Annotated in this window: 24 protein-coding genes; 17 read left to right on the forward strand and 7 right to left on the reverse strand. The window is 44.4% G+C overall.

The features are described from left to right. Positions 1 to 238 precede the first annotated feature (238 nt). The 17 genes from PGR79_RS09145 (at position 239) to PGR79_RS09225 (ending at position 19423) form a co-directional block, all read left to right on the forward strand. Positions 239 to 2899 (forward strand): filamentous hemagglutinin N-terminal domain-containing protein, encoded by a 2661-nt coding sequence (locus tag PGR79_RS09145; protein WP_430921726.1) that lies wholly within the window; start codon positions 239 to 241, stop codon positions 2897 to 2899. Positions 2900 to 2957: 58 nt separating this feature from the next. After that, positions 2958 to 4604, forward strand: coding sequence for a ShlB/FhaC/HecB family hemolysin secretion/activation protein (locus PGR79_RS09150; protein WP_430921509.1), 1647 nt, complete (start codon positions 2958 to 2960; stop codon positions 4602 to 4604). Between the two features lie 18 nt (positions 4605 to 4622). Continuing rightward, positions 4623 to 4991, forward strand: a complete 369-nt coding sequence (gene acpS, locus PGR79_RS09155; protein WP_087860391.1) for a holo-ACP synthase — start codon at positions 4623 to 4625, stop codon at positions 4989 to 4991. A 19-nt stretch (positions 4992 to 5010) separates the two neighbouring features. Then, positions 5011 to 5766 (forward strand): SDR family oxidoreductase, encoded by a 756-nt coding sequence (locus PGR79_RS09160; RefSeq protein WP_113373739.1) that lies wholly within the window; start codon positions 5011 to 5013, stop codon positions 5764 to 5766. 3 nt (positions 5767 to 5769) lie between these two features. After that, positions 5770 to 6318, forward strand: a complete 549-nt coding sequence (locus PGR79_RS09165; protein WP_113373740.1) for a 3-hydroxyacyl-ACP dehydratase FabZ family protein — start codon at positions 5770 to 5772, stop codon at positions 6316 to 6318. 19 nt (positions 6319 to 6337) lie between these two features. Continuing rightward, positions 6338 to 6619 (forward strand): acyl carrier protein, encoded by a 282-nt coding sequence (locus tag PGR79_RS09170; protein ID WP_087860388.1) that lies wholly within the window; start codon positions 6338 to 6340, stop codon positions 6617 to 6619. A 29-nt stretch (positions 6620 to 6648) separates the two neighbouring features. Continuing rightward, a complete protein-coding gene (locus PGR79_RS09175; RefSeq protein WP_113373741.1) occupies positions 6649 to 7818 on the forward strand; it encodes an aminomethyltransferase family protein in 1170 nt (389 codons plus the stop codon). 71 nt (positions 7819 to 7889) lie between these two features. Beyond that, positions 7890 to 10448 (forward strand): beta-ketoacyl-[acyl-carrier-protein] synthase family protein, encoded by a 2559-nt coding sequence (locus PGR79_RS09180; protein ID WP_113373742.1) that lies wholly within the window; start codon positions 7890 to 7892, stop codon positions 10446 to 10448. A 4-nt stretch (positions 10449 to 10452) separates the two neighbouring features. Next, complete coding sequence (locus PGR79_RS09185) at positions 10453 to 11673, forward strand: beta-ketoacyl-[acyl-carrier-protein] synthase family protein (protein WP_113373743.1); 1221 nt, start codon at positions 10453 to 10455, stop codon at positions 11671 to 11673. Between the two features lies 1 nt (position 11674). Then, positions 11675 to 12637: an ATP-binding protein gene (locus tag PGR79_RS09190; RefSeq protein WP_430921512.1), complete on the forward strand. Its 963-nt coding sequence runs from the start codon at positions 11675 to 11677 to the stop codon at positions 12635 to 12637. An 11-nt stretch (positions 12638 to 12648) separates the two neighbouring features. Next, entirely contained in the window at positions 12649 to 13365 is a 717-nt protein-coding gene (locus PGR79_RS09195; protein ID WP_087860385.1) for an ABC transporter ATP-binding protein, read from the forward strand. After that, positions 13340 to 13990: a hypothetical protein gene (locus tag PGR79_RS09200; RefSeq protein ID WP_430921514.1), complete on the forward strand. Its 651-nt coding sequence runs from the start codon at positions 13340 to 13342 to the stop codon at positions 13988 to 13990. The genes PGR79_RS09195 and PGR79_RS09200 overlap by 26 nt, the downstream gene beginning before the upstream one ends. Beyond that, on the forward strand, positions 13991 to 15301 hold the full coding sequence (locus PGR79_RS09205; protein WP_113373744.1) for an ABC transporter permease: 1311 nt from the start codon (positions 13991 to 13993) through the stop codon (positions 15299 to 15301). It abuts the gene before it with no gap. Between the two features lie 8 nt (positions 15302 to 15309). Then, positions 15310 to 16098 (forward strand): outer membrane lipoprotein-sorting protein, encoded by a 789-nt coding sequence (locus PGR79_RS09210; protein WP_087860383.1) that lies wholly within the window; start codon positions 15310 to 15312, stop codon positions 16096 to 16098. Beyond that, entirely contained in the window at positions 16095 to 17483 is a 1389-nt protein-coding gene (locus PGR79_RS09215; protein ID WP_430921516.1) for a hypothetical protein, read from the forward strand. Before PGR79_RS09210 ends, PGR79_RS09215 begins: the two co-directional genes overlap by 4 nt. A 13-nt stretch (positions 17484 to 17496) precedes the next feature. Next, the gene (locus PGR79_RS09220) at positions 17497 to 18426 is read left to right on the forward strand and encodes an ACP S-malonyltransferase (RefSeq protein WP_113373745.1); all 930 of its coding nucleotides are present in this window, start codon (positions 17497 to 17499) and stop codon (positions 18424 to 18426) included. A 130-nt stretch (positions 18427 to 18556) separates the two neighbouring features. Further along, positions 18557 to 19423 carry a hypothetical protein gene (locus PGR79_RS09225; protein WP_271032053.1) on the forward strand — a complete coding sequence of 289 codons (867 nt, stop codon included), beginning with the start codon at positions 18557 to 18559 and terminating at the stop codon, positions 19421 to 19423. Positions 19424 to 19469: 46 nt separating this feature from the next. On the opposite strand, the gene PGR79_RS09230 is transcribed toward PGR79_RS09225, so the two are convergent. From PGR79_RS09230 to cyoB, 7 genes are all read right to left on the reverse strand, one after another. Next, positions 19470 to 19796: a hypothetical protein gene (locus PGR79_RS09230; protein WP_087860380.1), complete on the reverse strand. Its 327-nt coding sequence runs from the start codon at positions 19794 to 19796 to the stop codon at positions 19470 to 19472. A 263-nt stretch (positions 19797 to 20059) separates the two neighbouring features. Beyond that, positions 20060 to 21427 carry an MFS transporter gene (locus PGR79_RS09235; protein WP_087860379.1) on the reverse strand — a complete coding sequence of 456 codons (1368 nt, stop codon included), beginning with the start codon at positions 21425 to 21427 and terminating at the stop codon, positions 20060 to 20062. Between the two features lie 201 nt (positions 21428 to 21628). Further along, positions 21629 to 21961, reverse strand: a complete 333-nt coding sequence (locus PGR79_RS09240) for a hypothetical protein (protein WP_047739997.1) — start codon at positions 21959 to 21961, stop codon at positions 21629 to 21631. Positions 21962 to 22221: 260 nt separating this feature from the next. Next, positions 22222 to 23109 (reverse strand): heme o synthase, encoded by an 888-nt coding sequence (gene cyoE / locus PGR79_RS09245; RefSeq protein ID WP_015367961.1) that lies wholly within the window; start codon positions 23107 to 23109, stop codon positions 22222 to 22224. Between the two features lie 11 nt (positions 23110 to 23120). After that, positions 23121 to 23450: a cytochrome o ubiquinol oxidase subunit IV gene (locus PGR79_RS09250; protein ID WP_015704585.1), complete on the reverse strand. Its 330-nt coding sequence runs from the start codon at positions 23448 to 23450 to the stop codon at positions 23121 to 23123. Further along, positions 23450 to 24061: a cytochrome o ubiquinol oxidase subunit III gene (locus PGR79_RS09255; RefSeq protein ID WP_087860378.1), complete on the reverse strand. Its 612-nt coding sequence runs from the start codon at positions 24059 to 24061 to the stop codon at positions 23450 to 23452. Before PGR79_RS09255 ends, PGR79_RS09250 begins: the two co-directional genes overlap by 1 nt. Beyond that, entirely contained in the window at positions 24051 to 26042 is a 1992-nt protein-coding gene (gene cyoB / locus PGR79_RS09260; protein ID WP_015704587.1) for a cytochrome o ubiquinol oxidase subunit I, read from the reverse strand. The genes PGR79_RS09255 and cyoB overlap by 11 nt, the downstream gene beginning before the upstream one ends. Positions 26043 to 26051: the final 9 nt, after the last annotated feature.

Raw genomic sequence — 26051 nt, forward strand, 5'->3', positions numbered from 1 at the left:
TTCTTTGTTCCAGGTAAGTATATGCATTCGGCGTAGGTGGGCGCAGAAATACATTTTTATGTATTTAAAATTAATTTGTTGAATAGAGCTGCATATAACATTTGATGAGTTTACGTGCTTTTCACAGGGATTTTGTACGCATGACGCGTACTTAAAATAGTCAGAGTGAGTAACGCTGCATAAGTGCAGGTTATTCATTATGGCTGCACTCAATCAATACTATCTTAGAAAGGTTCATATGAAATACCACGAAAACAAAAAAAGGTCAGTGAAATTAAACCCCATTGCAGCGTCATTATTACTGCTGATGCCCGTAATGGCGCAAGCGGAAATTTCTATTAAAAATGGCAGCGTTACTGAAGCTTCCAATGGGGTGCCGATTGTTAATATCGCGAAACCGAATAGCAATGGCCTTTCGCATAACGTATACGACACGCTGAATGTTGGCGCTGAAGGCGTCATTTTTAATAACGCGACAAGCGCAGCACAGTCCGTACTGGCCGGACAGATTGCAGCCAACCCGAACCTTACGGACGGCAGCGCAATGGTTATTCTTAATGAGGTGACTTCAACGAATGCCAGTACCATTAATGGCATGATGGAAGTTGCCGGTGATTCCGCTCACTTGATCATTGCCAACCCTAATGGCATCACGACTCAGGGAGGCGGGTTCATCAACGCTGAAAAAGGGACATTAACCACGGGTACGCCAAAGATAGGTGACGATGGGTTATTAAATGGCTATTCGGTTAATGGCGGAACGATTACTGTAAGTGGATTTCAGAGCGAATCACCAACCGAAATCCTGGCGCGTAGTATCGTTGTGAATGGCGCGCTTTCTGCCAGTGAGCTTAAGATCGTCGCGGGGAGTAATGCGGTCAACGCCGACGGTGTAGTCACCGACTCCGTAACGCCTACCGGTAACGCAAGTACCTATGGTGTGGATGTTTCTAAGCTCGGTGGTATGTATGCGAATAAAATTAGCCTTGTCAGCACTGAAAGCGGCGTAGGCGTACGTAATCTGGGAACGATTTCTGCCGGGGATAGCGGTATTAAGATTACCAGTAACGGTAAACTGCTTAACAACAATGCGGTTATTCAATCCAGCGGCGATATCACCCTGAACACCAACGGTGTTTTAGAAAATAGCGCAGGGAAAATCAACAGCGATAAAATGATCGCTATTGATACTGCGGGTAATAAAGTTAGTAATATCAACGGTGGCAATATTTTAGCAACCACTAATAACTATATTACCAGCGGTAAATTCGATAATAGCAATGGTAAACTGGCTGCCGGACAAACGCTGGCTGTCAATACCAGTGGTAATACTTTTACCAATACCGGCAAAGCTAAAACGGCGGGTATTGAGGCGGGTGTCGTTGCAATCGAATCAGGTGATTTTAATAATAACGACGGTCAGATTCATGCTGGCTATGTCGGCCTGAAAAATACATCGTTAACCAATAATGGCGGCACTATTGATTCAACGGGCAATGTCGAAGTTGAAAGTACTGGAAACATTGAAAACGTAACTGGTTTGATCCGCTCCAGTGCTGGTGCTGTAAAATTAACGACAACTAAAGCAGTTAAAAACAACGACAACAAATCGGCCGATACCACGGGCGGTGAATCCTTGGGCATCGTCTCAGGTAACGGCATCGAGATTGCTGCTGACTACTTATTCAACTGGGCTGGCGAAATTGCCTCAGATGGTGATGTGAGCATCCAAACCACCAGTGATATTGATAACTATATGGGTAAAATTGAAAGCAGTAAGACTGTTTCAATTACTGGTCGCGACATAAATACCAGCCAATCCGGTATTAACGGCGGAGATGGTGTAAATATCGATCTCGATAATTACTACAGCCGATTGGGAGTGATAACTTCAGTAAACGGTGATGTTACTATCAAAGCCAACACCGTGAGCACAGATAGTTCAGTCATTAAAGCAAAAAATATCAGTATTGAGTCCGGAGCTGATATCGATGCTAAGTATACTATGATGGTTGCTGATCAAAAACTAGCGCTTAATGCGGCAGGCAAAATCACCAGCACCGATAGCGACAAGTTTGGCTTCTATGTCGGCCAATACTTCGGTTATGGAAACCAACAAGGTGGTTTAATTGGCGGCGAGGGTGTTGATATTACGGCGAAAAGCCTGAATAACGAATCAGGTCGTATCATTGCGCAAACCGGTGATGTAAATATTAATCTGACTGGCGATCTCGCAAGTAACAAAGGGCAGATTGTTGCTAATTCAGGGAAGATGACGATTGCTGCGAAGAAAGTGGCTGCTGATTACGCAACAATTTATAGTTCAGGAAATATGCAGATTGACGCAACTGCGATATCATCAAAAGCAAGTGGTTCTGTTGCTAAAAATACCGCTACCGGCATCATCTCTTCAGATAGTGATATTTTAATTAATATTACTGGTGACTATAATAACACTGGATGGGTGAATGCTGCAGGCAATCTGACAGTAAATACTTCCGGTTACCTGACAAATAATCACGCCTTTAATGCAGGTGGGGATTTAAATCTGACTGGCAAAACTATTACTAATAACAGCGACATTGCAGCGGGTAATACGCTTAATATCACCACTGCTAATGATTTGACTAATAATCTCGGCGCGAATATTACAGCTAAGACTACTAATGTCACCGCTAAAAATATCTCAAACTGGTCAAACCTGGTTGCTGATAGCCAGTTGAATGTCACTGCAAGTAATAACATCTACAACTATGGCAATCTTTATACAGCGGGTAAGGCGGTAATCAATGCTAAGAAAATCGTCAACACCGGTTTCTGGGCTGTATTAGGTGGGGCTCAAGGATTTGAGACTACAGCCAATGTTGTAAACGTATTTGGTACCGTTGTCGGTAAATAAATTAGGTAGTGGGTGAAAGCAGTAAGGGATTACTGCTTTCACATTATCAGGATATGAAATGGATATTCGATACACCTTTATCATTGCTTCTCTTTTTTTAGCCACGCTACCCGTGACCGCCGCTGATGTTCAGTTAGGGCGACTTATAAAAGAACAGCAAAGTAACGATAATGCGTCCTTACAAGACAGAAAAATAGAGCAGAAAGATGTGTATTCTGATGCCACGACAAAGAAGCGCACTGATAGCACATTCCCGCAAGAAACACCTTGTTTTCAGATCAATGAATTGATTCTTAATAATGACTTTTTAGATAACAATGGATTAAAGGAAATAAAAAATAAGGTGATTGGTAAATGCCTGGGAATGAATGGGCTCAAAAAGGCTGCTGTGTTGTTCCAGGATTATTATATAAATGCCGGGTATATAACCACGAGAGTTGAAATTCCCTCACAGGATTTGTCAACGAAAAAATTAAATCTGACGGTAGTTCCAGGAAGAATTTCCGAGATTGTTGTGGCTGATAATGATGTAAGCAGCTGGATTTTACCGTTTTCAGATGGCGATATACTAAACATCAGAGATTTAGAGCAAGGGCTGGAAAATATCCAGAGAACCCCTGAGGTGGATGTCAAGATAAACATCCTACCAGGCGCTGAAAATGGTACAAGCAAAGTGCTAATAAATCCCCAGCGTAAAAAAAAGTGGAGCTTAAGGGCTTCTTATAATAATTTCGGGGATAAGAGTACTGGTAGTGAACTTATAGGTGGGACAAGTTATTTATATAATGTTACAGGCTTGAGTGACCTTTTTTATCTGGCAGGAACAGGTAGCCACACTGGTGGTTATAAGAACGTGAGTACTTATTATAGTGTGCCATTCGGATATTCTGAATTCAGTCTTTATTATAGTAAAAGTAAATCCCATCAAGGTATAGATATCGGTGCATATACTTTTGATTATGTTGGAGAGACGGAATACTTCAGTCTCAAGGGCAATAGAATGCTATACCGCAATGTGAACTCAAAATTGTCTACCAGTGCTGAACTGATCAGACGTAAATATGACTACACATTGGGCGGGACAGAACTGGTACTGCAAAAACGTGATATGGGTAATGTACGGTTAGGTTTAAATTATAAGAGAAACTTTACCGGAGCTGCGCTGGACTCAACGCTGAGCTGGCAGCGGTTTACCAAAGCTTTTGGCGGTACCGACACGCCTGATATGCGCACTGGCACTGTTAGTAAGAAAAGTCAGATTGTGAACCTTAATGTGAATTACGTGAAATGGTTAACAATGCTGCCAACTAATGCCTATTATGAACTTAATTTTGGCGCTCAATACTCACCAGATAATTTGACGTTACAAGATCAATTCACGATAGGCGATCGTTGGAGTGTACGTGGCTTTCAAAACAGTGATGGTATCTATGGCAATAAAGGCTTCTTTTTACAAAACACGCTAAATGTTGTTACAGGATATAAAGGTCTCATACCTTATATCGGCGCTGATTACGGTCAAATAATTGGTGAGTTACCTTCACAAAATCTTAGCGGCAAGAAATTAATAGGTGGTATTTTAGGTGTCAAAGGGAGTGTCAGAGCTTTGGAGTATGATGGTTCGATATCAGCGCCCTTTATCTATCCCCATAATTTGGATGTCGATAAATATAAAATTAATTTCAATCTTGCGTACCAGATTTAATTCATCGGGAACTCTGTAATGCGTATTGGTACAGATATTGTTGAAGTGGCAAGAATAGAAAAAGCTATTGCTAATGATAAGTCAGGATTTCTTCATCGAGTATTTACGGATAATGAAATAAAAGATATTGGTATTACTACCATTAATTACGAGCGAGTATCAGGCTTTTGGGCTGCTAAGGAGTCGCTGGTAAAAGCTATTGGGTATGGATTTAGTCACGGAATTCGTTTCCATGACATCGAGGTTGTCCATGACGAAAATGGAAAACCTGAGTTTCTATTATCAGGGAGGGTAAAGTACATACTTAACGAACAAAATATTATGAATATATCATTAAGTATTTCTCACTGCCGGACATATGCGATAGCCGCAACCATAATCTATTAATTAAAGGCATTTATGTAAAATGTATAGGTATAGCGATCTTGTAAGTAAAAAAGTGCTGATTACTGGTGCCAGCGGCGATATAGGTCTTGCAATTTGTGGGAAATTTCTTGAGCAAAAATGCACGGTTTATGCGTTATATAAATCAAATGTCGAGCCCTTGCTTTCTCTGAAAGAACATCATGCTAATGGTGATTTACTTAATATTTTTCCGTGTGATCTCACAAGCCAGGAAGAAGTCATTGCGTTGTGTAAGCAGTTGGCCATCGAAGCCGGAAGACTGGACGTGCTGGTGAATAACACGGGCATTGTCAAGGATAGCCTTTTTGCATCAATTACCTTTGATGATTTTTATTCGGTTATCAACATTAATTTACTTAGCCTGTTCCGCTTAACGAAAGAAGCATTAATGTTATTACGTTCCGCAGAAAGCCCTGTGGTTATCAATGTCGCATCTGTGGCTGCTCTTGTACCAAGCGTTGGTCAGGCAAACTATAGCGCATCAAAAGGTGCAATATTAAGTTTCACCAGGACTCTTGCAGCTGAGCTGGCGCCTCGGGGCGTACGCGTTAATGCGGTTGCGCCGGGGATGATTGAATCCAAAATGGCGAAGAAGGTTCCACGTACAGTTGTTCGTGAAGTGACTAATTCAATTCCCTTAAAACGACTCGGGAAATGTGACGAAGTAGCCAACGTCATTGTTTATTTAAGCTCTACGGCATCCAGCTACATCATAGGGCAAACCATCGTGGTCGATGGTGGCATGGTAATGCGGTGATTTATGTCTAAGTATTCGATACCGCCAAAAATTTTTCTTGCCATGGGCGGCTGGCGTCAACCTCTACTCATGGTAGATAAAATAGTCGATTATAAATATGGAGAGAATGGCTTCATCAAAGTTATAAAACATGTAACTTATAATGATCCTTATCTGCTTGGGCATTTTCCAGAAGACCCCATTATGCCGGGGGCTATCATTTCTGAAATATTTGGCCAGGCAAGCGAGTATTATTCTTTCCTCACTGATATCTGTGACATTTATCAACATCACACGGGAGAAGAACTCAGGACATTGCGTGACATCCATGCTTATATCAAGCATCCGGATATGTTGAACATAATACATACAAGGCGTGCTGAGGTACGAGGTGTATTAGCCTCACAGAACCTGAAGTTTAAAGAAGCGGCTTACCCGGGAGATACGATTGAAGTGGTAAGTAAACTCTCATTTTCTGATGAACGCGGGTTTAAACATTATTTAGTTACAGCCAACGTTGGCAAAAGAGTCATTAGTCAGGGCGTCATTATTAACTTTAGAGAAACCATTTAGTTTTCCAAGGAGATTCGGTGTGACAAACATCCATGATGAAATCAATGAAAGAAAAAAAATAATCGTTACGATTAAAAGCGAAATTATTCAACGTCTAAATGTTCAGCGTGAGGCTCATCAAATAGATGATGACACGCCGTTGTTTGGTAACGGATTGAAACTTGACTCTGTAGATGCAACGGAAATTATCGTTATGCTTGATAAAACCTTCAACATCCAGGTATCGGAAGGCGATGATCCCGCTTATATGCGAAGTATAAATAATCTGGCATCTTTCATACTAAAGAAAAAAGCATCCTGAATTGAAACAGTTACATTGAAGGGCATTCTATGAAGTTACTTTCTGACCTCCATTTTAAAAACAATGCGGTTATGGGCATCTATAATCATCAATGCGTACCATCTTCATATCATGATGTTTTTGAAGAATATAAAGCCGTTCGTGAAAATGTCTTGTTGGTAGATTATTCTCATATGTCCATTACCAGCGTGATGGGTGAAGATGCATGGGCGCTTGTGAACTATATGGTCTCTGCTGATGTATCAATCATTCGTGATGAACAGGGTATTTATTCTTTGCTGCTCAACGCAGATGGAACCATCCGCGGTGATGCTTATATTCTGTGTGCCGCTGAAGGTTATTATATTTTATCCGAGAATCTCACCGCGAAAGAAGTTGTAGATATCCTGAATGAAACCCTTATAAAGGCCGATGATTTAGATATCCAGGAAATTCCTGAGATAAAATCGATGGAAGAAGATGACTGGGGCGTCATTATGCTGGAAGGGCCGTATGCCTGGGAGGTAATGGCTGAGGTTTATGGTTTTGATATCATTGGCTTGCCTTATTATGAATATATGAACACCGATGATGGGCTAATGATTTTTCGTTGTGGAAAACATGGCGAATTCGCATATCAATTGATTGGCGCACAAGCAACGCTTGTCACGATGTGGATGAAATTACAAGAAATAGGCGCCAGATATTCGCTGAAAACCGGTGGCTTAGATTTTCAACGTTTGGTGAGGATTGAAAATACAGGATGGGATGAAAGTATTTATCCTCGCTATTCCAGTAATCCTGTTGAACTACAAATGCAGTGGGCTATCCAGTATGACAAAGAGGACTTCATTGGTAAGAATGCAGTAGTGGAGTTATCGCGAAATGGCGCAAAACGTAAGCTTGTTGGGATCTCCCCCTGCGATGAATGTAGCCGGATCGACTCAGATGATCTGGTGATAGTTAATGGATGTCAGGTTGGAGTTATTGTCAATGCAGCATATTCTCCGGCAAGGCAAGCATGGATTGCGCTGGCCCTTATTGATGAGGGTTATGCGTTAGCTGATATTGCAGGTTTTAGCCTTAAAACCGCAAATGGCGAAATCACCGCAAAAACACAAAATTTACCATTTATTTATAATTTGAGCTTATTGGTTAACCCAACAACACATAGCTATGTTGATGCGTCGAAAGCAAAGAGCGCGCTTGTCACGGTATAACATTTAGCGACGACAATATTGTATCCAGCATCGGTCGGTAGAGAATAAAAATCGGGATAGAAAATAAAATTATGGAAACGAGCAGAAAAAGAGTGGTTATTACCGGCATGGGGATTTTGTCGTCTCTGGCTGACAATATAACAGACTTCAGGCAAGCACTGCTGGAGAAAAAAAATGGCATCGCTGATAGTGCGCGTTTCTCTAAATGGTTTGCGAACGCTCGTGCGGCTGAAATGCTGCATCAAATTCATTGCCCCGAATTATCAAAAGAGGTTATCTCATCGCTAGATAATGCTGCGCTTTGGGCCTACAAAGTTGGCAAGGAAGCGCTCGAGCAGGCAGGACTGGCGACCAATCGACCGTGCCTGGAACAGATGGGGCTGATTGTTGGCGTTTCTTCGGCGGGTACTGAAGCTTTCCTTCCGCTATTTGAGCAGCGTATTCAGGACTTTTCGTTACGTAAGGCTCTTTTTTCAGGCAGCTTTTCATCGTGTTGTTCCAGCGCCTCTACCTTATTGGGTTTGAAGGGGGGAGTGGAACTCGTCGCAACAGCTTGTACGGCGAGCCCGAACGCCGTCGGCATGGCTTTTGATTACATTCAAAATGGCAAAAGCAAGGCTATGCTGGCTATTGGAACGGAACCCATTTATTTACCAACCTTTGCTGGTTTTTATGCTCTGAATGTTATGCACCCGCAATCGTGTTCGCCATTTTCGGGACATTCAGGGATGTCTATTGGCGAAGGAGCAGGGGCAATAGTACTGGAAGAGTATGAGCATGCCGTCGCACGCGGCGCGACGATTCTCGGAGAAATTCTCTCTTACGCCACCTCGTGTGATGCATATCATGAAACGGGACCCGATCCGCGCGCCAGCGGCGCAGTGCAGGTTATGCAAAAAGCTATGGCGAATGCAGGTCTCAAACCGGAGCAAATTGATTACGTTAATGCGCATGGTACGGGGACGCAAGCTAATGACCAAATAGAAACTCTGGCGATGAAGAAAGTTTTCTCTGGCGCCGAACATATATTGATCAGCTCAACTAAATCCTATTTTGGTCACAATATTGGCGCCGCCGGTATTGTCGAGCTCATTGCATGCTTAGTCACCCTTCCGCAGAAGCATGTTCTGCCAACGTTGAATTTTTCGCAGCCGCGCCCTAACTGCGATCTGGACTACGTTGCGAATGAATTTCGACACAAAGATATCAACATCTTTATGAAGAATAACTACGCATTCGGCGGTAATAATTGCTGCATGATTGTCAGTACGAAACCATGTTCAGTTCCTCTTACCACCTATGATGCTAAACGTGTTGCCATAACTGGGATAGGTGCCGTATCGGCTATTGGACATACTCTTAATGAAATTCTTCGCTATATCCATGAAGGCGACAAAACGGTGGAGTTGAGCGGCGTAGTCTTTCCTGATGACACTCTCGATGAGGCTAAAGCGCTGTTGGACGTTGTGGCAAAAACCCATCAATTTGCGGAAATATTTGGCGCAGAATATCAAGACGCGGCCTATCAACAACCGGAGTCAGAAAAGCACTTTAAAACTTATCAGGTGAAAGACCTCGAACCACGTAAACATCTACGCCGCTATGACCCGCGCAAAGCAACACGCGGCGGTACGTTTGCGCTGATGGCACTTTCAGAAGCGCTGAATTTGGCGAAACGTAAGATTAAACGCGATGGCGATGATCTGGGAATGGTTCTGGGGATGGCCCGTGGACCGCAAGAAACTACCTATAAGTACTTACAAAGTTTAAAACCTGACCCGCGCAAAGTACGCACATCAGAGTTCCCTGGTTCACTGATGAACTCGATGACGACGTTTTGTGGGATTTCAGAAGGTATAAAAGGATATACGACAACATTAGCGACCGGTGAAAATGCGGCACTTGGCGCATTGACCTATGGCTACGAAATTGTTCGTCAGCAACTACAGCCGCAGGTCATTGTTGGTGGAGCTGATGAACACTTTCCGTCGATGTCTCTGTATATGGATGCGGTGACCAATAAGATTCATATGACGTCGAATGCCGCTGATTATCAGATATATGCCAAAGAAGCGCATGGATATGTTCCGGGTGAGGGTGCTTGTATGCTGTTATTGGAAGACGCGCTTGCCGCTGCTTCCCGTGGCGCTGAAGTACTGGGGGAAATTGCGGGTTACGGTAAGTCATGCAGTAATACCTACTTTGATGCAACGCAAATTGAAGAAAAATCTATCGCGATGTCTCTGGCGATCGCGCGCGCGCTTGCAGACGCGGGTATTACCGCAAAGGAAATTGATCTAGTCTGTGGAACCAGTAATGGTAGCGAAGTGAGCTCAATAATAGAAATTAATGCGATTTATAATTCTTTCCATTGCCATAATCCACATGTGCCAGTAGTGAATTATAACGCATTCTTTGGCTTTGTTGCTTCATCTGCAGGGCTTTTAAATCTTGCGGTGATTCTTGATTGTATTCAAAGACAATCCGTTCCTGCTATTCCTTATACACAAACTTTTGCCGATAAAAGAATTAATTTTGTCAATGAAACGCGAGAAATAACTATCAAATATGTTCTTTTGATTGGCGCTACCGAAGGTGGGAATTATTACGCTATCGTCATTAAAGGATAATAAGGTGAGTGGGAGAGCTATTATTTCTGGCTTCAGTGTATGCTTGCCTTATGCTGAGAATAGTTCGCTGTTAATTCGAAATCTGCAGCAAGGCAAACGGGTGCATTTGTCGCCATGGTTTATATCAGATAACCAAGCTAGAGAATGTGGATTTGCGGGGAATATATTCATTGCGAAACTACAACGAGAAAACGATAGCGCTTTTGAACTGGTATACAAACTTATCGATGACGCCTTGCTTCAGGCTGGTCTTAGTAATGACAGTCTGAAAGGTAATAGGGTTAGAGTATACATTACCGGAATAGGTCCTCGTGTTGATGTCATGGATTACAGGAACTTCTATAATTACAATGACATGGAAGATGTTTCGGTAACATCCTCCATTAAAAACCTTTCTGTGAAAAATATGTCGCAGGATAATGTTTCCTATACGATTGGACAGAGGTATGAACTGCACTATTTGCCACCAAATATGAATTGTACAAGTAACTCGTCACTGACGGCGATTCATTTGGTTACCAGGGCAATAGAGAGTGGGGGAATCGATCTAGGGCTTATCATTAATATCTCAAAAATCAAATATCAGGATCTCGGATTTCTGGCAAGTCAGGGGATGTTAGATAGTGAAATTGTCCAACCCTTCGGCGTAAATAGCAATGGTGTGCATTTTGCTGAAGGCTATAGCGTTATGTTACTGGAAAGTCATCAGCACCGAATGGCGCGCGGAAAAAGTCCGGGCGTGTGTATTACTTCGGCATACAAGCAAATCAATGCTGGTCGCAGTAATGACTCTTCCTGGCAAAGTACCAGTATTTTCAAGTTGATTAATTCACTATTAAATGATGTCGGGGTGAGAAAAGAAGACCTTTGTGGATTTATTCCCCATGGTAATGGAACCTCATCCAGTGATAAAGTTGAAGCAAAAGCGATCGCTATGTTTGCTGGTGAAACCCCGCTTCCCATATTGGCCTATAAGGGGCAGATTGGTTATACCGCAACGGGATCTGGACTAATAGACTTGATTATTGGCTATCATTTACTCATCACGAGTGAGTTAATTTTTCCTGTTATTAATGATGAAATCATAGATGACGTCGCTCACCATATCTCTGTAGAGGGAGGGGTGAGAAAACATGAGAAAAAACATCTTCTGAAGACCGGACTAGGCGTCGATGGCTCAGTTGTCGCTTTATTAATGACTAACTTGAATAAGCACTGTGGCTAATATGAATAGTAAAATGTATTTGTCTTCATATTCATTTATTGAACCTGAAGAACCGTTTTATTTATATTACCCAAACTGGTTAAATGTTTGGGAATCACATTCATTCAATACAGCGTTGAAGGCCACGGGAGCAAATGGTTGGCGATTTAAACGCTTTGGCACACGAGCCGAAATATATAATCGTGAAATCACAAGGCGGCCAGATCATATACCTTATATTAATGCTATGGAAAGGGTGTCGGATGATGCATTACATAGTTTGTCAGCAAAAGAGCGAATGTTGCTTTTGAAATCACGCACCGCCTTTATCTATATTGATTCATGGGGCGAATCAGGCGTTTTTGAATACAATATAAGTAGCCTTAATTTATCAACTATTGATACTTTACCTAAGAATATAATTAAGAAGTTCTCTATTAATAATGTGACTTGTAAAATACGAGGTGAAAACTATTCTCTATTCCAGGCAATGGCATTAGCTCAAGATTATCTTGCTTGGGATGTATTTGATTTTGTAGTGATCTGCGGAGGTTACCGTGCGGTGCCCTTGTTGGCGTTTACGGCAGAAAGCCTTCGCCATTGTGAAACAAAAAAACCGCATAAGTATGTTCCAGGTGTAAATTTTTCTATTGAAAGAGTGGGGTGCTTTATATTTAGTAGAAGGGAAAGTCATTTGCGAGTGAACTGTGGCCCATATATACCTAATAGGCCAGGTAGCTTGTTTGTATCGCAATCAGAAAACAATAATGATATTGACTTTATTGCCTATGCCGGTGGTATCAATAAATCAAAGCCACCCTCTAACAACGGAATCGATCTCATTACTCGTTATGGTTGTAGTGGCTGCATGACCCCCGCCTTGAGCTGGCAATACATTACACAACATGCTTTGCATAATGGTTGTCTTCGAACCGTTATCCCCGGGGTCGCCGGTGGCTATGCTTACTTTGACACCTGGTACTAATAGAAGGCTATATGCGCAGTAATATAACAGAACTACCCGATATATCTCTGTACGGCATACATAAATATTATGGATCTCAGGATAATATGACTCCTGCACTGAATGATATCAATCTTGATGTTGTAAAAGGTGAGTTCCTGGCATTATGTGGCCCTTCAGGTAGCGGTAAAAGTACTCTGCTTAATATACTTTCAGGTATTGATAAACCTACGACGGGCCATGTTTTTTTTCTTGGAAAAAATCTAAATGCGTTGTCTGAAAAGAATTTGGCGTCCCTACGCAGTCGTCATTTAGGGTTTATTTTTCAGTTTTTCAATTTAATTCCGGTGCTGAGCGTATTTGATAATGTTTTTTATCCTCTAATGCTAAATGGACATTTCAGTGCAAAAGAGGCGAGAGCGCGGAGTTTACATTTTCTCGATAGTGTTGATTTAGCCCATTTAGTGGAGAGAAAACCAGGCCAATTATCAGGTGGCCAACAGCAACGTGTCGCGATTGCAAGAGCGTTAGCACATAGCCCTGAAATCATTGTTGCGGATGAACCTACCGGAAATTTGGATCTGGCTACTGGCGATGCGATTCTCGACCTCCTGTTAGATATTAATCGGCGAACGGAAACGACGTTTATTATCTCCACACATTCGACTCAGCTACAAGAACGAGCGCGTCGGAGAGTGGAAATTAAAGATGGAGCAATAATATATGATTCAGCGAAGCAATCTTTGTAGAGTTTTGCTTCTGTGTTTAACCGCGGTTACATTTTCAGCATTCGCTGAATCGGTAGCCACACCTGTGGCCAATCGTGTGTTACAGGATGGGTTTCCACATGAGCCAGCGTCATTAGCATCGATCACTACACATTTGTTTAAAGAATATGAACGCACTAATAACGTTGGTGTGCTGATTTTTTATTCATGGGGGATGCTACGGCAAGCCGCTCATTATCAGAATGTTAATGATTTGATTCACGCTTCTGAATATGCAAAGACGGGATTTTTCTATCTGGATGAGTCGGTCGATACCCATGAAGATAATTTGCTGATCAGATACTTACGTGCGCGTGTTGATGCGTGGCTTCCGGCTAATTTGGGGCGCTGCGTGATTACGATTGAAGATACCGACTCGCTGATGAGGAATAAAGATAAATTCAGCACCGAGATTGTTAGAAAGATAAACGAGATGCGTTTACGAGCGCTCCACCAGTGCCATAACAAACAACAAGAAGAACAACTCCTTCAGCAGCTGAGAAGCGTGGGCCAAAACCTTAAAATCGATTATGAAAATAACAATCCACCCCCTTGGGAAATGGCTGAAGTTTTACAGGTTATTGTTCCGGTTATTAAAGGTGATTAAATGTCAAGGGATGTGATATTCATTAATGGTATTGTAGTGTTGCTATTGCTTTTTGTGATTTATAATATCATTTTCAACTATGGTGATGCTAAATTTTCATTCTTGAATTTACTACGACATCAGCGTAGAACACTGTCTACGGTTTTTGCAATTATTTTAGGCGGTGGTGCGATATTTTTATATGGCGGTTTTATCAAATACTCTTTTTGGATACTCAAAGAGCAGACGATACGAACGAATATTGGCCATGTGCAAATTTATAATAAATCCTACTTTGAAACAGCCAATAAGAATAAGAGCCTTATTGCTGACTATGGTGCACTAAAACATAAGATATTGCAAAACAACTATTTTTCTAATGTTATCTCGACAATTTCCGGCCAGCTTGAGTTTAGCGGGATTATCTCTCACTACGAAAGCGAAACATCAAATTATTTTTCAGCACAAGGCGTTGAGCCATTACCAGCCCTAAAGTTAGGAGCATTTGATAAGATAGTTTATGGAAGCGATCTGTCTCGCGTAAAACATAATGAAATTACGATAGGAAGCGGTCTGGCGAAAACTCTTGATAGCCATTATGGTGACTGGCTTGATATCCTGGCGGTTAATGTGTCAGGAGGACAGGGCGCGATTTCAGTAAAGCTTCGTGGTATTTTTGAGTCGGGGATTAAGGATTATGATGATGTTGTATTAAAGATACCTCTTGGTACTGCGCAGCGAATCATGGGAACCAATGGTGTCAGTAAAATAGTTATTTTATTAAAACATGATGATGTCGCGCCATTTATTATTCAAATGCGAGAGTTTATTGCTCAACAGGATTTACCTCTTATTGTTAAGGACTGGAAGGAAAGTTCTATTTTTTACCAGCAAGTTGAAGGCATGCTATCTGGTATCTATTTTTTTATCAAAGTTATCGTGGCACTTATCGTGGTATTCATGATCGGTAATTCAATGACCATGAATATCGTTGAACGGACTAAAGAGATCACCACACTACGAGCCATCGGCTTACAGTCCAGCCGTGTGACGCTTTTATTTTGGTTGGAAGGTGTATATATAGGTATTTTAGGTGCATTAGGTAGTCTTGCTTTTGGCTATGCCATTGCATCAATTATTAATATTTCCGGTATTGCGATGCCGCCTTCACCTGGCCAGTCTGTTGGATATACTGCATTTATTATAACCAATGATGCAGAGTTAATTTGGTTTACCTTAACGTTGCCAATTTTAACATCAGCCGTGGCTTCCATCATTCCTGCATATCGTGCATCGCGGCTTAATATTACTGATGCATTTAAATCTTCATAGAGGCTAGTATGAAAATTGGTGTGTGGTATTTATGCTCTTTGGTAGTATTACTGTATTCATCTGCGGCGCAAGCGACGAAAGTTGACCAGCAGGCTTTGGAAATTATTCGCAAGGCTGATGAGGTTCGTTCTCCAAATGAACCTTTCCGCTATGAAGTAACCGTGTTGGAGTTCAAAGAGGGAATGCAGGAACCCGAAAATAAGCAATCCCTCGATATTTCGATGCGTTTTATTAAGCCCGAAAGCGGTAAGAAAGCTGACGCTCGTTCACTTATACGCTTTATCTATCCTCCGCGAGATAAAGGTAAAGTTATGTTATCTGATTGGTATGATTTATGGTTTTATACACCGGAACTTCGCAGGCCAGTTCCCATTTCGCGTTCACAACGATTAATAGGCCAGATCTCTAATGGCGATGTTATCGTAACGAACTTCGAATATGCCTATGATTCTACGCTCGAGGGCGAGGAACCTTGCGGTGATAAAGTCTGCTATCGCTTATCTCTTACCCGTAAATCGGAGGCCATTACTTATCCAAAAGTGATTTACCTGGTAGAAAAAAATGCAGAGTACCGACCATTTAAGGCATCGTATTACTCACTTGATAATCAATTACTCAAAAGTGTTTTGTATAAAAACTATCAAATGGTATTAGGAAAGAACCGGCCAACAGAAATTATTGTGCAGAATGCTCGCAACGAAAAGGGATATTCTGTCATGAAGTATAGCAACGTTCGTCTCGAATCCTTACCGGAATTTCACTTCACGAAGGAGTATATTCAGAGGGAAGCAAAGTGAAATTGCTTCTGGCTGCATTACTATTAATTCTAACGTTCATACCATTGTTGGTAATGGCTGACTGTCTTTCCGCGGATGAGATACAGCGTAATGGCCAGTTGGTTTTGACGGAGCAAATATCCTTTACGCATAGAAATGAGTCTTTATGGCGTATCAGTGGATCTAATCCTTATACGACTGATAATGCCTACAATAATATTTCAATCAATGCTTCTAGCACTTGCGACATTATTGATGATATGTTGGTTCTGGATCTTTCATTGTATGGCTTAGGATATCAACCAATGAAAGGTGTCGGGCTATTCGAAGAAGACGATAGTCGCACTAAAAGCTTAATCGATAGGTTAAAACTGAACGCAACGTTATCCGAAAGCGTCAGTCTTGAAGGCGGAAAGCTTAGACCGGATCCCGGCGCTTTTCATTTGAGGTCGCCTGCCGCATTGCTGACAACTTATTATGCCGGATTTAAACCTACCCGAATTTACGACCCGGCGTTTAACTCCTCCTATCATGAGCCGTTTTGGGGAGGGCGAGTTTCAGCTGAGTTTCGTGATTATGCATTCTCGCTTACCATCATGCCCAAATTAGTGAGTATTGATAAATATTATGAGTCATCCAGTAACTGGACGGCCAATCAACGGGGCAACAGTAGTGAGTATTATTTATTAACTTACACCGATTATCGTCTTGTTAATCATCGACTGGCAGCAGATATGATGCTTGGCGATTCTCCTTCATTGGCTCTGGCAGATAGCTACAATCTAACTCCGCAGTTTGTTGTCAACGTCGAGGCGGCTTTACACAAAACGCAACAATGGCGTCATTTTTCCCGTGAAAAACGAGATGAGATATTATCTGGGCAATATCCTTCAGCGCTTTATACCCAGAATGATAAAACAAACTATGAATTGGCCGTTGGCGGCCAGTATACCACTGACCTTTTTAGCGTATTGGGTATCGAATACTATTATCAGAGTGAAGGGTACTCGAAATCGGCATGGCGGGAGCAAACTGATTTTATTAGGCTGTTAAGTAAGAAAACCGGTATTACCGGATTAGATAAAGTATTTGATGATTATAAGTATCTAATGGGGTCAGAAATAAGTAATACAGGAAACAAAGGAGTGTTACAAGGGCGACATTATATTAATTCATGGTTAAGTTTACAGAATGCAGATCATTCAACCCTTCAACCCTATCTGGTGATGAACGTAGTCGATGGTAGTTCCTTAATTGGAACACATTACATTAAGCCGCTAAAAGGGTTGGGCGAAAGGGTAGAAATTTATACGGGGTTTTATAGCGCATTAGGTCGTCGTGATTCAGAGTTCGCCCTTTTTGGCGAGACCCTCGGAGTCTATGTCGGATTTAAATACTATTTATAAGGACATATTGTCTATGACAACGTTATCAAAGCAACCGACGGTACTTCTTTTCGCCGGTCAGGGAAACCCTACGGTAGGAATGGGGGCAGATTTATGGGATCTAAACGCAACCACCAGGCGAATCTGGGACTGCGCCAGCGATGTAACAGGGCTGGATCTTCGGCGGTTATGTCAGAAAGGGCCGATGAATCGTCTGGTGAAAACGACGACGCAACAGGCAGCGGTGACGGCTATCAATGTCACGCTCTATAGTCTGTATGCTGAGCAATTCTCTGACGCTAACATTATTGGCTCGTGTGGGCATAGCGTGGGTGAATATAGCGCGCTTTATGCGGCCGGCGCTTTAACGCTGGAGAATGTGTTCAAGTTAATCCTGGCGCGCTCAACTATCATGGATAATTTAAGCAAAATTCGTAAAGGTACAATGCTGGCCGTGAGAGGCGCCGATTTTAAAACGGTAAGCCAGTTAATTAACGACTCCGGGAGTCCGGTTGTCGTGAGTTGTGATAACAGCCTCTATCAGCAGGTGGTTGGCGGTACGCTGCCAGATTTAAGTGAATTCACCGGGGTACTGATGGGAGCAGGCCTGGAGACGGTAAAGTTGAGCGTAAGCGGAGCCTGGCATACGCCTCTGATGGCTGAGGGAGTTCAACCCATGCGGGATGCGCTGAAGATGGTGGAAATTGTACGGCCAAATTATCCTGTACTGATGAATGTCACCGGACGGGAAGAATCTAACCCGCAGCAAATTAGAGAGAACCTTTCTTTGCATTTGACCCACCGGGTACAGTGGACTGCCTCTATGACTGCCTTTCTACAACATATCCCCCTCGTCAGGTTCGTTGAAATCAGTAATAAAGCTTATCTTGGACAATTGTTAAATGACTTCGACGACTTCTCTGCAGAGAATTTTATTCATTGTCGAAAAATGTTGTTGGCGTAACGAGGCTATCATGATACCGGATTATCTAACTTTTATTCGACGTCAGGATCGGTCGCTTCTGCCCTATTTGTACTTTATTTGTACACTGCTGATTGCCTTCTACGTTAAAAACAGAGGGTATCTGTTGACCGTGGAAGATGCATTTCCCGTAAGCGCCATTTTTTCGTTAACTATGTTTAGCTTTGTTTATGAGCTTAAAGGTTATTGGTCATACAAATATGCGATAAAAAATATTAACTTTTCATGGTTTCAAGGGAAAAAGTATTCGCAATTTGAGGTAATACTATGGCATCCGCTCGTTGCTACAGCTTGCTGTTTACTGGGGTGCTATCTGGTTGTTAGAGGATTTCTACTCTTTTTTTCAAGCATTGCCGCGATGGCCTGTATTGTCATCTTTGTGCCGATAATGGTCTATATGATGTGCTGGTTCGCCAGGAATTGTTACGTCAAGCAGTTACAGCAGGCAACTGTGCATACGCTTAAATACCGTAATCTCCACCACTATGCTTGTTTGAACGTTACCGTCACGTTTCTAACCAGTTTTTGGGTTGTCAGTCCGTTGGTAGCGGATGAGGATTTTTCCTTATCAAATGGTTTTTTTTCAGCAAAGTTGATAGTCGCTATGTTGATTCTGTGTTCAGCGATACTGGTGGTCAATTTAATTTTTGCTCATCCCTCCAGACGCTATACTTTTTTAGGACGGCTTTTTCAGAAAGAGTTTGATGTGAATCTGGCGAAAACTATTCCACTTACCCTGATTTATAGGAAACCGCTGTGGTTACGGTTAGTTATTCTCTTTATTCTTCAACTGTTATGGATCCTCACTTTAAGCCTGTTACTGAAATTATTAGGGTGGGAAATGTATTTTTATGCATATTTCATATTATGTATGATACCTGCGATAGGATATTTTTATTTACATGTTTACTGGCGATGGCATGATGATTACATGACGGCATGTGATATGTATCTCAGATGTGGTGAAAATAATAATTAACATCAAAAAATATGGCCAGTCAGTTTTCTGACTGGCCATATGCTATTTAGCTCTGCAGGGCATCAACAACACCACCCCAGTCAGTAGCAGCATTATAAACAAAGTTTGACCAAACCCCTGATTCAGCATACAGCAGGGAGTTGATATGGTCGGTTATAATGCTTCCCAGGCTAGATGGCGAACCGCCAAGAATATTGGAAACCAAATCAATAGTGGTTTCCAGTGCGGAGGAGGCCAGAATCATACCAGCATTAATACCTGCTGCTACCAGGCCCAGCGCTGATTGAATGGTGAAATCAACCAAAGCGCAAGGCAGGTCGATAATGCCTGCACCAGAGACATATTCCATTTCGTTTGCGGTTAATTCTTTCATTTTTAATTCCATCCTAGATTAATGAATTGTTAATGATGTGCCTATGCACACCGGGCAATATACTAATCAGAGGGTTTTTTATATAATAGTGAATATTTAAATGATCTATTAGTTTTAATGTGAATTAAACTTCACAAAACAGAATTAGAAAAGTGCGGGGGCTTATTACGTCAATTCATGTTTGATAACAGAAGATACCCGAAGGTATCTTCTGTGTGGCCGAGCGTTCAACTTATTGTTTAGAGCGTAGAAATGGGGGGCGATTACGAAGTTGCGATAATAGCCTGTTCAACCTCAAAGCGGTTGGTTACTTTGCTGTCAATTTTTATGTAGGCTGAACGTTCTTCAGCGACAATCATGACCTGCTCAACGCCAGGTTTCGACAACAGACGGCGCTGTAGTTCATCATTAATGATGACATCGTCCGGGATCTCAACTCGGAGACTGCTCACGTAAGGTGGTTCGCTCATGGTACTGGCAACCAGCAGCCATAACATTGCGAGTAGGGCCCCAAGCAGGAACACCGTTTGTGAATCAAAGAAACCATCGACCCAGCCGCCGAGGGCGCCACCGATGGCCACGCCGATAAACTGGCTGGTAGAGTAAATACCCATTGCCGTGCCTTTATACCCTGCTGGCGATTCCTTGCTAATTAATGAAGGCAATAATGCTTCCAGGAGATTAAAGGCGAGAAAGAACAGCTGCACCCCTGCGACTAACTCCCAGAAATAGCCACCTGCGCCCCAGAGTACGATTTCAGCGATGAGGAGTAGGGCGACGCAGAACAGGAACACTCGTTTCATCTTGCGCTTCACTTCCGCATAGATGATGAATGGCACCACGGCGACAAAGGAAATGACCATGGTCACCAGGTAAATTTTCCAGTGCTCGGCGGCCGGGAAACCTGCGGCCTCCAGTTGTCCTGGCAGCGCAACAAAAGTCGACATTAGCATGATGTGCAGACACATAATGCCGAAGTTCAGCTTGAGGAGTTTAGGTTCAGCAAGCACTTTGCTAAAGCAGCCCTTTACCATGCCAGATTCACGGTTCAGTACATGATTGTGGCTATTTGGTACTACCCATAGAGTCAGCAAAATACCGAGGCTGGCCAGAATAGCGATCATCCAGAATAGCGCATGCAATCCTAACTGGTGAGTGACAATAGGGCCGAGCACCATGGCGATAGCAAAGGTCACGCCAAAACTGACGCCAATGAAGGCCATGGCTTTGGTACGGTTCTGTTCGCGGGTTAAATCAGAAAGTAGTGCCATGACGGCGGCGGCGATAGCGCCAGAGCCCTGCAGCGCGCGGCCAAGAATAATGCCCCAGATGGAATCGGTCAGCGCGGCGATGATGCTGCCGATAACAAATATCAGCAAACCACCAATAATTAACGGTTTACGGCCAATGCGGTCAGACAGGAGGCCGAACGGGATCTGGAAGACGGCCTGGGCGAGCCCGTAAATACCAATAGCCAAACCAATCAGCGCTTCGCTAGCCCCCTGCAGCGCCATGCCATATGTGGTCAAAACGGGCAGGACCATAAACATGCCGAGCATGCGCAGTGAAAACACGGTCCCTAAACCCCAGGTTGCGCGCAGTTCTCCTGGCGTCATTTTGTTATCGTTCATTACCACCTCAATATAAAAACTGTGACTAGTGTAGTGGGGGGATAAGGACGCGTAAATAAATGTTTGTTTAGCAGATATTACGACTGTGTTGCGTAATAGAAGAAGGGATGAGAACCCGAGGCTAAAATGGTGAAGCGCTAAATAAAAGCGTTAAAACAACAGAAAGGGCAGAAATGAAACCTGCCCTTATCATTATACCGATTAGGACGCAGCCTGATCCAGGAAGCTGTTCCAGTCGGTTGCGGCGTTATTCACGAAAGTATTCCAGCTGTTTCCAGCAGTGGAAACGAAGTTTGCCCAGTTTTCCTGACCGGTGCTGACTACGCTTTCCCAGTTTGCTTGTCCAAGGAGAAATTTACCAAATTCAATTGCGCTATCGCCAACGAAAGAGGCGAAAGCCAGACCGGAGGTCAGCGCAAATGAGGTAAATCCTGCTGCAGAATTAGCGACAAAGCTGGCGAAGCCAGTTGCAGCGCTCACCAGGTTGAAACCACCTGAGACAGATTCCATTTCGTTGAATGTTAATTCTTTCATTGTTATTCCTTGCTATTAAAAATCCATATTTTTTGTAGACGTTTGCCTACCGTGCAAGGCTAGCACCATCTCCGCTAATGGCGCGAGATGGGCGGCGGTTAGCGATGCTCAATTTTTTCCTCAATTTTTAGCTGCGTGATGAGTGAAGAAAATGAAGTAGAAAAGTGAGGGGAGGGCGGTATTAATGAAGTAATCCGATGTTGGCGCATAAAAAAGCCCCCGACTAGCGGAGGCTCTTTTCATTTCACATTAGCGTAATCTTATCTGACGTAAGCCAGCAGATTATGTGAATCCGGCACCATGAAATCGACAGACATCATGACTGACAGCGCGGTGATGGCGACGATGGAAAAGACGAACAGCTTACGTGCCCAGACTTTATCATCCGCCACTTTATACCCGCGCAGCGCCATGCCAAGCCACCAGACGCTTACGGCGGCAGCGACGACCAGATATTTGTATCCGGCATAACCACCAAGGGAAAGCATCAGCGTTGCCACGGCAAAGGCCACGATGTACAGCGTGATATGGTTTTTCGCGACGGAGATACCTTTCACTACCGGCAGAACCGGAATATTCGCCGCCTGATAATCCTTGAAACGGAAGATCGCGATGGCGTAAGAGTGAGGCATCTGCCACAGGCTAAAGATCGCCAGCAGAATCGCCGCGCCGCTGTCAAAATCACCGGTTACCGCGCAGTAGCCAATCACCGGCGGCGCAGCGCCGGAGAGTGAGCCAATCAGCGTGCCGTAGACGGAGTGGCGTTTCATGTACAGGCTGTAGATGCCGACATAAACCACAAACCCCATCACGCCAAGCCAGCAGGCCAGCGGGTTGGCGCCGAACCACAACAGCATGAAGCCAGCAATACCCAGCAAGGTGGCGTATACCAGCGATGATTCTGGCGAGATCAGCCCTTTGACCAGCACCCGGTTTTTCGTCCGTTCCATCTTACGATCGATATCACGGTCGATGTAGTTGTTGAAAACACAACCCGAGGCGACCACCAGGGATACTCCGAGGAGCGTCCAGACGAACAGCGGATAGTCGATGTGGCCTTTGGAGGCCAGCAGGAAACCGCCGATCACGGAGATCAGGTTGCCAAAAATGATGCCTGGTTTCGTTACTTGCAGGTATTGCTTAAACATACTCGCCGCTCTTAGTGCATCATCATGTTGTAGTTGAGGTTCCACATAATCCAGATGGAGCCGACAACTACGATAGCAATGATGATTACGGTGAAGATAAACGCGGTCAGGTTCCAACCTTCGTCTGATTTACTGTTCATGTGCAGGAAGTACACCAGGTGTACCAGAATCTGCACCACAGCCGTGACCAGGATGGTTCCCAGAATCGCTGCATGCGAGGCAGAGCCACTCATAACCATTGCAAACGGGATAGCCGTCAGAATGATCGACAGGATGAACCCTGTCATGTAGCTCTTCACGCTGCCGTGAGAAGCGCCGCTATGATCGGTAGAATGACTCATTACATCGCCCCCATCAGATAAACAACAGAGAACACGCAGATCCACACCACATCCAGGAAGTGCCAGAACAGGCTCAGGCACATAATACGGGTACGGTTAGTGTTGGTCAGGCCGCGACGCGATACCTGAACCATCAGCACCGCCATCCACAGCAGACCGGAGGTGACGTGCAGACCGTGGGTACCAACCAGCGCGAAGAACGCTGACAGGAAGCCGCTACGATCCGGACCCATACCTTCAACAATCAGGTGATGGAATTCATAGATTTCCATACCAACGAACCCTGCACCGAAGAGGAAGGTCAGGGCGAGCCAGGAAACGACCTGGCTCTTGTTGTTTTTGTACATGGCGATAGCCGCCATGCCATAGGTGATGGAGCTGAATAACAGCAGTGCGGTTTCAACCAGAACGAACGGCAGTTCAAAGATATCTTTACCCGCCGGGCCGCCAGCCGTGCCGTTCACCAGAACGGCATAGGTTGCGAACAGCGTAGCGAAGATAATGCAGTCGCTCATCAGGTAGATCCAGAAACCGAAGACTTTCATCGGTCCTGTATCATGGTGCCCGTGTTCATGCGCGTGGGCATTGTGCGCAAGAGTATCAGTTGCCATTTTTCAGCCCTGCTTTGTTAATCTCATCGAAATGCTGATTTTCCAGTTTTTCGACTTCCGCAACCGGTACGTAGTAATCCACGTCCTCGTCAAAGCTCTTGATAATCCAGGTCACTACGATGCCGGCGAAACCAACAATCGCCATCCACCAGATATGCCAGATCATCGCGAAGCCAAACACCGTTGCGAATGCAGCAATGATGATGCCCGCGCCGCTGTTTTTCGGCATATGAATTTCTTCATAATGCGCAGGTTGCTTGTACGCTTCGCCTTTTTCTTTCATTTCCCAGAACGCGTCACGTTCGTGAACGTTAGGAACGACTGCGAAGTTATAGAACGGCGGTGGAGAAGAGGTTGCCCACTCCAGAGTACGGCCGCCCCATGGGTCGCCGGTCAGGTCACGGTTCTGATCGCGATCGCGGATAGAAACGTAGAACTGAATCAGCTGGCACAGGATACCGCAAGCGATCAGCGCCGCGCCGCATGCTGCAACTACCAGCATGGAGTGGAACTGCGGATCGATGTCCTGGCTCAGGCGACGGGTCATCCCCATGAAGCCCAGCACGTACAGCGGCATAAATGCTACGAAGAAGCCGATGATCCAGAACCAGAATGCGCGTTTACCCCAGGTTTCGTTCAGGGTGAAACCAAAGGCTTTCGGCCACCAGTAGGTCAGACCTGCGAAGCAACCGAATACCACGCCGCCGATGATGACGTTATGGAAGTGCGCAATCAGGAACAGACTGTTGTGCAGTACGAAGTCTGCGCCCGGTACCGCCAGCAGAACGCCGGTCATCCCACCAACGGAGAAGGTAACGATGAAGCCGATAGTCCACATCATCGCCGAGTTGAAGACGATGCGGCCCTGGTACATGGTGAACAGCCAGTTGAAGATCTTAACCCCGGTCGGGATCGCGATAATCATAGTGGTAATACCGAAGAAGGCGTTTACGTTCGCGCCGGCACCCATGGTGAAGAAGTGGTGCAGCCAAACGATGAACGACAGAACGGTAATACAGACGGTTGCCCACACCAGCGAGGTGTAACCAAACAGACGTTTACGCGAGAAGGTTGCTGCGACTTCGGAGAAGACCCCGAATACCGGCAGAACCAGAATGTACACTTCCGGGTGACCCCAGGCCCAAATCAGGTTGATGTACATCATCATGTTGCCACCCATATCGTTGGTAAAGAAATGGGTGCCCAGGTAGCGGTCCAGGGTCAGCAGCGCGACGGTGACGGTCAGAATTGGGAAGGAGGCGATAATCAGGATGTTGGCGCACAGAGATGCCCAGGAGAATACCGGCATCTTGAACATGGTCATGCCAGGGGCACGCATCTTGATAATGGTCACAAAGAAGTTGATACCGGTCAGGGTAGTACCGATACCGGAGAGCTGCAGCGCCCAAATCCAGTAATCGACCCCTACGCCAGGACTGTACTCAATTCCCGAAAGCGGCGGATACGCCAGCCAACCGGTCTGTGCGAACTCACCGACGCCCAGAGACAGGTTAACCAGAATCACGCCCACAACCGTGAACCAGAAGCTCAGGTTGTTGAGGAACGGGAACGCAACGTCACGCGCGCCGAGCTGAAGCGGAACCACCAGGTTCATCAGGCCGATAACGAATGGCATTGCCACGAAGAAGATCATGATAACGCCGTGGGCGGTAAAGATCTGATCGTAGTGATGAGGCGGCAGGAATCCTGCTTCCCCGGCTGAAGCCAGCACCTGCTGGCTACGCATCATAACGGCGTCGGCAAAGCCACGCAGCAGCATGACGATTGCCACGATAACGTACATGATACCGAGACGTTTGTGGTCGACGGACGTCAGCCACTCGTTCCATAGGTAGGACCACTTACCGAAGTAAGTGATCGCTGCCAGTATCGCCAGTCCCCCGACGATGATTGCAGCAACCGTTACCACGATAATAGGTTCGTGGTAGGGCACTGCATCCAGTGTAAGTTTTCCGAACATCGTTTTCTT

Origin of the sequence: Klebsiella sp. 141161, assembly GCF_050600815.1 — a bacterium.
Classification (GTDB): domain Bacteria; phylum Pseudomonadota; class Gammaproteobacteria; order Enterobacterales; family Enterobacteriaceae; genus Klebsiella; species Klebsiella aerogenes.

What these genes read in the sequence shown, in the direction of transcription:
- PGR79_RS09180 (WP_113373742.1), top strand. Translation starts at nt 7,890, where the DNA reads ATGGAAACGAGCAGAAAAAGAGTGGTTATTACCGGCATGGGGATTTTG.
- PGR79_RS09210 (WP_087860383.1), top strand. Translation starts at nt 15,310, where the DNA reads ATGAAAATTGGTGTGTGGTATTTATGCTCTTTGGTAGTATTACTGTAT.
- PGR79_RS09200 (WP_430921514.1), top strand. Translation starts at nt 13,340, where the DNA reads ATGATTCAGCGAAGCAATCTTTGTAGAGTTTTGCTTCTGTGTTTAACC.
- PGR79_RS09205 (WP_113373744.1), top strand. Translation starts at nt 13,991, where the DNA reads ATGTCAAGGGATGTGATATTCATTAATGGTATTGTAGTGTTGCTATTG.
- PGR79_RS09240 (WP_047739997.1), bottom strand. Translation starts at nt 21,961, where the DNA reads ATGAAAGAATTAACATTCAACGAAATGGAATCTGTCTCAGGTGGTTTC.
- PGR79_RS09235 (WP_087860379.1), bottom strand. Translation starts at nt 21,427, where the DNA reads ATGAACGATAACAAAATGACGCCAGGAGAACTGCGCGCAACCTGGGGT.
- cyoE (WP_015367961.1), bottom strand. Translation starts at nt 23,109, where the DNA reads ATGTTTAAGCAATACCTGCAAGTAACGAAACCAGGCATCATTTTTGGC.
- PGR79_RS09220 (WP_113373745.1), top strand. Translation starts at nt 17,497, where the DNA reads ATGACAACGTTATCAAAGCAACCGACGGTACTTCTTTTCGCCGGTCAG.
- PGR79_RS09250 (WP_015704585.1), bottom strand. Translation starts at nt 23,450, where the DNA reads ATGAGTCATTCTACCGATCATAGCGGCGCTTCTCACGGCAGCGTGAAG.
- PGR79_RS09230 (WP_087860380.1), bottom strand. Translation starts at nt 19,796, where the DNA reads ATGAAAGAATTAACCGCAAACGAAATGGAATATGTCTCTGGTGCAGGC.
- PGR79_RS09255 (WP_087860378.1), bottom strand. Translation starts at nt 24,061, where the DNA reads ATGGCAACTGATACTCTTGCGCACAATGCCCACGCGCATGAACACGGG.
- PGR79_RS09175 (WP_113373741.1), top strand. Translation starts at nt 6,649, where the DNA reads ATGAAGTTACTTTCTGACCTCCATTTTAAAAACAATGCGGTTATGGGC.
- acpS (WP_087860391.1), top strand. Translation starts at nt 4,623, where the DNA reads ATGCGTATTGGTACAGATATTGTTGAAGTGGCAAGAATAGAAAAAGCT.
- PGR79_RS09160 (WP_113373739.1), top strand. Translation starts at nt 5,011, where the DNA reads ATGTATAGGTATAGCGATCTTGTAAGTAAAAAAGTGCTGATTACTGGT.
- PGR79_RS09190 (WP_430921512.1), top strand. Translation starts at nt 11,675, where the DNA reads ATGAATAGTAAAATGTATTTGTCTTCATATTCATTTATTGAACCTGAA.
- PGR79_RS09150 (WP_430921509.1), top strand. Translation starts at nt 2,958, where the DNA reads ATGGATATTCGATACACCTTTATCATTGCTTCTCTTTTTTTAGCCACG.
- PGR79_RS09145 (WP_430921726.1), top strand. Translation starts at nt 239, where the DNA reads ATGAAATACCACGAAAACAAAAAAAGGTCAGTGAAATTAAACCCCATT.
- cyoB (WP_015704587.1), bottom strand. Translation starts at nt 26,042, where the DNA reads ATGTTCGGAAAACTTACACTGGATGCAGTGCCCTACCACGAACCTATT.
- PGR79_RS09195 (WP_087860385.1), top strand. Translation starts at nt 12,649, where the DNA reads ATGCGCAGTAATATAACAGAACTACCCGATATATCTCTGTACGGCATA.
- PGR79_RS09165 (WP_113373740.1), top strand. Translation starts at nt 5,770, where the DNA reads ATGTCTAAGTATTCGATACCGCCAAAAATTTTTCTTGCCATGGGCGGC.